This is a genomic window from Ruminococcus callidus ATCC 27760 (genome assembly GCF_000468015.1).
GTDB classification, from domain to species: domain Bacteria; phylum Bacillota; class Clostridia; order Oscillospirales; family Ruminococcaceae; genus Ruminococcus_C; species Ruminococcus_C callidus.
Genome location: NZ_KI260301.1, coordinates 7,540 through 14,113 on the forward strand (window position 1 = coordinate 7,540; position 6,574 = coordinate 14,113).

Here is a 6,574-nt window from a genome sequence, read left to right on the forward strand (position 1 = left end):
GTCGCACAATCTTTGTGCGGTATTGCCTTTAAAAAGGAATCGCAAAAAAACGCCATACGGCTGCATCATAAAAATGACGCAAAAACAAAAATAAAATAAACAACATTTATAAAATATTGCTGTAAGCATCGTTCTGACAAGGGAAACACAGATCAACAAAACCGTCAGGCGGGCTTGATGCAGCGTTTTCCAAGGTTTCCAGCGGGATTTTCTCTTGTGCTGTGCACAATTTCGGCAGCAGGTACGCAAGTCTGGTGACCGCAATGCATACTATCTGCTGCATCAAATCTTTGGGTGTTTGAGGCGTGATATGCAATTGTCAAGATGCAGGAAGGAATAAAAAAAGGAATATTTATTTAAAAGCAGACATAACAACCCCCTAATTACACTAGGGTTCCATCACGTCATTCTACTTTTAAATAAATATTCCTTCTCTCGCATTCCTTCCTCGAATTTGAGATTGCTTTTATTATATCACTTCCTGATCGACTTGTCAAGCCTTTTTTCAAATTTTTTGGAAAAAAATCGAAATGGCTCAAATTCCGGAGAATCCAAGCCATTCTGTTTCTCGATTTTGTTTTCGGGTGTGTTGACATGAAGCCTGACACGTATCTTTTGGAGTGATTTTTCCCCGTTCGTCGTTAAGGAAACACTGCATAAAGCCCGCCTGACGGCTTTATGCAGCGTTTCCTTAATCTCTGCGGAAAATATCTCTGGTATAGACTTTGTTCTCCACATCGTCCAGACAGGCATCATACCGGTTGGCAATGATCGCATCTGCCGCCGCCTTGAATTTTTCCAGATCGTTGACCACAACGCTGCCGAAGAACGTTGCTCCGTCCTGCAACGTCGGCTCGTAGATAATGACTGTAGCACCCTTTGCCTTGACACGCTTCATCACGCCCTGAATCGAGGACTGCCGGAAATTGTCACTGTTGGATTTCATAGTCAGACGGTACACGCCAATGGTAACCTGCTTTTCCGTGCCGGCATTCCAGTCGTTGTTCTGGCTGTAATCATAGTACCCTGCCTTTTCCAGCACGCGGTCAGCAATAAAATCTTTTCGTGTCCGGTTGGATTCTACGATTGCCGACATCATATTCTGCGGCACATCGGCATAGTTGGCGAGCAGCTGTTTGGTATCCTTGGGCAGGCAGTAGCCGCCGTAGCCGAAGCTGGGGTTGTTATAATGCGTTCCGATCCGCGGATCCAAGCATACGCCGTCAATGATCTGCTGCGTGTCCAGTCCCTTCAGTTCCGCATAGGTGTCCAGTTCGTTAAAATAGGACACGCGGAGGGCAAGATAAGTGTTGGCAAACAGCTTGACTGCTTCTGCTTCGGTGAATCCCATGAACAGGGTGTCAATGTTCTCCTTGATTGCCCCCTGCTGAAGCAGTCCGGCAAAGGTGTGAGCCGCTTCTACCAGTCTTGCATCGTCCATGTCCGTTCCCACGATGATTCTGGACGGATAGAGGTTGTCATACAACGCCTTGGACTCCCGCAGAAATTCCGGACTGAAGATGATGTTCTTACTGCCGGTCTTTTCCCGAATACTCTTGGTATAACCTACCGGAATGGTGGACTTGATGACCATAATGGCATTCGGATTATACTGCATGACAAGGGCAATGACCGCTTCTACAGCACTGGTGTCAAAGAAATTTTTCTTGCCGTCATAGTTGGTCGGGGCAGCAATGACCACAAAATCTGCATCTCGATATGCCGCTTCTGCGTCCAGCGTTGCCGTCAGATCCAGTTCCTTTTCTGCAAGGTATTTCTCAATGTAATCGTCCTGAATCGGGGACTTTTTCTGGCGAATCAGTTCGACCTTTTCCGGTATGATGTCTACCGCCGTAACTTTGTTGTGCTGGGCAAGCAGTGTAGCAATGGATAATCCCACATAGCCGGTTCCTGCAACTGCAATATTCATGGATCAGAATCCTCCTCATTTCTGTACTGTGTCACCTATATAGTATACCACTATTTTTTTACATTTTCAAGAAGTTTCCCGCATTCTCATGAAAATTCGTTTCAAAACGCCCCCAGCTGCCGTCTGATCCACGCCGTTTCCAGCACATCGTAGACATACTGATTGGGAGAACCGGTTTCAAAATACCTTTTGGAATTGCCGCCCAGCATTTCCACAGCAAAGGCTCCCACGGCTCTGGAACGGGATTGTCCGCCGTAGCAGTGCACCAGCAGCGTTTCCACAGACCGATGTGCCAGAACAAATGCAATGATCTGATCTGCCATTTCATCAGTAAACAAAACTGCCCCGTCCACCTCTCGGATAATGTCATCAAAGTACAGCGTCAGAACACCCTTGCAGAACTGGTTCTCGCAAAACTGAAATCCGAATCCCTGCGTGTGCGTATCCTGAATCGAAATGACTGCATACGTATCCTTTCGTTCCGCCATATCTGCCTGTCCGAAACAGTAGAAATGCTGCATAACATATTCAAAGGCATCATATACAGACTTTACCAGAACCCGTTTCATGCTCTGTTCAGGCTTTCAAACACCATGGTTGCCTGAATGCGGTCACCGCCCAGAAATCCCTTGCTTCCGGAAGAAGAAGTGGTGATCGTGTGCAGACGGTATCCCTTGGCAGCCTGTGCGTTGATGACCTTTTCCAGTTCAGACAGATTTCCGGAACCGGTTCCGATCAGCTTCTCCTTCAGAACGACCTGTAAAACAACATAATTTGGCATATGCATTCTCCTTTACAAAAATATAGATATATTATAACATGAAATTCCGTATATGTCAATATTATTATTTGCATCTTTCCGAATTTTGTGCTATAATATACATATCAAATTTATTGCACAGGAGGAATTTCCAATGTGTACCGCTGCAACTTATCAGACAAATGATTTTTATTTTGGCAGAACGCTGGATTACGAAAGTTCCTACGGGGAAGAAATCGTCATTGTGCCGCGGCAGTTCCGGCTGTCATTTCTGCACATGGGCGTATCTGCACAGCACTACGCCATGATCGGCACTGCACACGTTGCCCAGGGCTACCCGCTTTTTTATGATGCCGTCAACGAAAAGGGACTTTGCATGGCTGGGCTGAACTTTGTGGGCAACGCCTGCTACGCCTCCCGACCTGCAGATCATTCGGACAATGTGGCACAGTATGAATTGATCCCGTGGATTCTTAGTCAGTGCTCCAGCACTGCCGAAGCCAAGGAAAAAGTGGAAACACTTTGCCTGCTGGGCACGCCGTTTCACGAAAAGATGCCTGCGGCACAGCTGCACTGGCTCATCGCTGACAAGCACCAAGCCATTACAGTAGAAGCCACTGCCGCGGGAATTCAGGTCTATGACAATCCCGCCGGTGTCCTGACCAACAATCCGCCTTTTCCGGAGCAGATGTTCCGCCTCAACGACTTTCTGCACCTCTCTCCCAAGCAGCCGCAGAACAACTTTTCGGACAAGCTGCCGTTGCAGACGTACAGCAGAGGCATGGGAGCACTGGGGCTTCCCGGTGACCTCTCCTCCCAGTCCCGCTTTGTACGGGCAGCTTTCGTGCGGGCGAATGCCGTTTCCGGCAGTTCCGAAGCAGAAAGCGTCAGCCAGTTTTTCCACATTCTCGGAGCCGTTGACCAGCCACGCGGCTGCTGCGAAGTGAAAGACGGACAGTACGAGATCACCATTTACACTTCCTGCTGCAATGCCGACAAGGGCATCTACTACTATACCACCTATGAAAATCACCAGATCTCCGCAGTCTGCATGCATCGGGAAAATCTGGACAGCGACCAGTTATGCCGCTATCCCATGCAGACCGGAGAACAGATCTGTTACCAAAACTGAAAGGACAACATCGATGTCAAATGTAACCAAACGTGCTCTGGAACAATCCCTGAAAAATCTGCTGCTGAAAAAACCGCTGACAAAAATCACTATCGGCGATATTACCGAGGACTGCGGCATCAACCGCATGACCTTTTACTACCATTTCAAGGACATCTACGACCTTGTGGAATGGGCTTGTCTGGAAGATGCCAGACGGGCTCTGGACGAAAAAAAGACCTATGACACGTGGCAGCAGGGACTTTTGCAAATCTTCGAAGCAGTACAGGAAAACAAGCCGTTTATCCTGAACGTCTACCGCTGTGTGCATCGGGAACAGGTGGAGAAATACCTGCAGCCGCTGGTAGACCAACTGCTGCTGGACGTTATCGACGAGGAAGCCTCAGGCATGACTTTGCGGGACGAGGACAAGCAGTTTATCGCCAAGGTCTACGCCTATATTTTCATTGGCGTGATGCTGGACTGGATCAAGAACGATATGCGGGAAAATCCGCAGGAGATCGTCAGCCGGCTGGGAAAGCTGCTGCAAGGCTCCGTCACCGCAGCCATTTCGCGGTTCCGGTTATAAAGGGAACACTGCATAAAACCCTGAGTCAATACCTCACAAAGAGCGTCTGGCGACTTTGTGCTGTATTACCCTGATTTTATCATTTTCGCATTTTTGATAGAATTTTTTACACTTTTCGGCTCTGTGATAAGTTTTTTATCACGGAGCCTTTTTTGCTGATTGTGAATTCCTGAAAATCGGGTATAATAGAATTATACCAATGGCAATACCACAAAAAATTATTTTTATAACTATTTTTATTTTATAAGGAGGCATTGTTATGTATTATTCCGCAGGAACTTATGAAGCATTCGCACATCCAGAAAAGCCGAAAAATGTGGACAAAAAATCCGCGTATATCATCGGCACCGGTCTTGCCGGTCTTACCGCAGCATTCTATCTGGTACGGGACGGACAGATGAAGGGAGAACATATCCACCTGTTCGAAAAACTGGAGCTTGCCGGCGGCAGCTGCGACGGACGCAAGGACATCACCAAGGGCTTTTTCATGCGTGGCGGACGGGAAATGGACAACCACTTTGAAGTCATGTGGGATACATTCCGCGATGTCCCCTCTCTCGAAACGCCGGACGTTTCCGTGCTGGACGAGTACTACTGGCTCAATAAGCACGACCCCAACTATTCCCTCTGCCGTGCTTCCGTTGACCGCGGCAAAGATGCTCACACCGACAAGAAATTCGCTCTGGACAAGGCATCGGCTCTGGCACTTTCCAAGCTGTTCCTGACACCGGAAAAAGATCTGGAGGACAAGAAGATCTCAGATGTTCTGCCGGACACATTCTGGGACACCAACTTCTGGCTGTACTGGCAGACCATGTTCGCCTTTCAGCGTTGGTCCAGTGCGTTGGAGATGAAGCGGTATCTGTGCCGCTATGTGCACCACATTGACGGGCTGCCGGATTTCAGTGCACTGCGGTTCACCAAATACAACCAGTATGAGAGCATGATCCTGCCGCTGGTGAAATATCTGGAAGCCCATGGCGTACAGATCGAATATGGCATGGACGTGAAGAACGTCATCATTGAAACCGTAGGCAGCAAAAAGGTTGCCAAGCAGATCGTATACCGGAAAGACGGCAAAGAACAGACCATTGACCTGATCGAAGACGATCTGGTATTCATCACCAACGGCTGCTGCACAGACACCTCCTGCTACGGCGACCAGACCCACGCACCGGATCTGTCCCACCTGAAAAACGGCTGCGGAGAATCGTGGGATCTGTGGAAAGCGATTGCGGCTCAAGCAGTTCACGGCGAATTCGGCAATCCGGAAGTCTTTTGCAGCGACATTGATGCGACAAACTGGATGAGTGCCACCGTTGCCACCGCAGATGAGGAGATCATTCAACATATTATCAACGTTTGCAAACGGGATCCCCGTGCCGGCAAAGTCACCACCGGCGGTATCGTCACCGTAAAGGACAGCACCGACAACTGGTACCTCTCGTGGACGATCAACCGGCAGCCCCAGTTCCACTCGCAGGACAAAAACATGGTGCTGATATGGCTGTATTCCCTGAACACCAATAAAGAGGGAAACTATGTCAAAAAGGCAATGCGGGACTGCACCGGCGAAGAAGTTTGTCAGGAATGGCTGTATCATATCGGCATACCGGAAGAAAAAATTGCATCGCTGGCGAAAAACGCCTGCAACACCACGACCTGTTTCATGCCGTATATCAACGCCTTTTTCCAGCCCCGCAAGGAAATCGACCGTCCGCGTGTGGTTCCGGAGGGAGCCGTCAACTTCGCCTTTATCGGGCAGTTTGCAGAAACACCTCGTGACACCATTTTCACCACGGAATATTCCATGCGTACCGGTATGGAATCTGTCTACACCCTGCTGGACATTGACCGCGGTGTGCCGGAAGTCTGGGGCAGCAAGTACGACGTGCGGGAACTGCTGCGTGCCTGCTATTATGCCATTGACAAAAAGCCACTCACCGACGAAGAACTTTCCTTTGTGGAAAAGAAGCTGCTCAAGATCGTTCTGAAAAAAGTCAAGGGCACGGATATTGAAATCCTGCTGAAGAACAGCGGACTGATCGAATAACGGCAGTCCAGACCATGTGGTAAGATATTACAAAAAATGCGTACCGACCAAAAATCGGTACGCATTTTTAGAATTTGCATGTTTCAGGGCAATACCACACAAAGATTGTGCGACAGATGCGTCGTCAAATT

Annotated in this window: 6 protein-coding genes; 3 read left to right on the forward strand and 3 right to left on the reverse strand. The window is 48.6% G+C overall.

Annotation, left to right across the window (positions count from 1 at the left end):
• Nucleotides 1–691: 691 nt before the first annotated feature.
• From RUMCAL_RS01770 to RUMCAL_RS01780, 3 genes are all read right to left on the reverse strand, one after another.
• The gene (locus RUMCAL_RS01770) at nt 692–1,930 is read right to left on the reverse strand and encodes a nucleotide sugar dehydrogenase (RefSeq protein ID WP_021680721.1); all 1,239 of its coding nucleotides are present in this window, start codon (nt 1,928–1,930) and stop codon (nt 692–694) included.
• A 101-nt stretch (nt 1,931–2,031) separates the two neighbouring features.
• Nucleotides 2,032–2,499, reverse strand: a complete 468-nt coding sequence (locus RUMCAL_RS01775; protein ID WP_021680722.1) for a hypothetical protein — start codon at nt 2,497–2,499, stop codon at nt 2,032–2,034.
• Nucleotides 2,496–2,711, reverse strand: coding sequence for a DUF4177 domain-containing protein (locus RUMCAL_RS01780; RefSeq protein WP_040646531.1), 216 nt, complete (start codon nt 2,709–2,711; stop codon nt 2,496–2,498). Before RUMCAL_RS01780 ends, RUMCAL_RS01775 begins: the two co-directional genes overlap by 4 nt.
• Nucleotides 2,712–2,844: 133 nt before the next feature.
• Between RUMCAL_RS01780 and bsh the strand changes: the two genes are divergently transcribed.
• From bsh to RUMCAL_RS01795, 3 genes are all read left to right on the forward strand, one after another.
• Nucleotides 2,845–3,822 (forward strand): choloylglycine hydrolase, encoded by a 978-nt coding sequence (bsh, locus tag RUMCAL_RS01785; protein WP_040646533.1) that lies wholly within the window; start codon nt 2,845–2,847, stop codon nt 3,820–3,822.
• A 13-nt stretch (nt 3,823–3,835) separates the two neighbouring features.
• Nucleotides 3,836–4,390, forward strand: a complete 555-nt coding sequence (locus RUMCAL_RS01790; protein WP_021680725.1) for a TetR-like C-terminal domain-containing protein — start codon at nt 3,836–3,838, stop codon at nt 4,388–4,390.
• Nucleotides 4,391–4,649: 259 nt separating this feature from the next.
• Nucleotides 4,650–6,443, forward strand: coding sequence for an oleate hydratase (locus tag RUMCAL_RS01795; protein WP_021680726.1), 1,794 nt, complete (start codon nt 4,650–4,652; stop codon nt 6,441–6,443).
• Nucleotides 6,444–6,574: the final 131 nt, after the last annotated feature.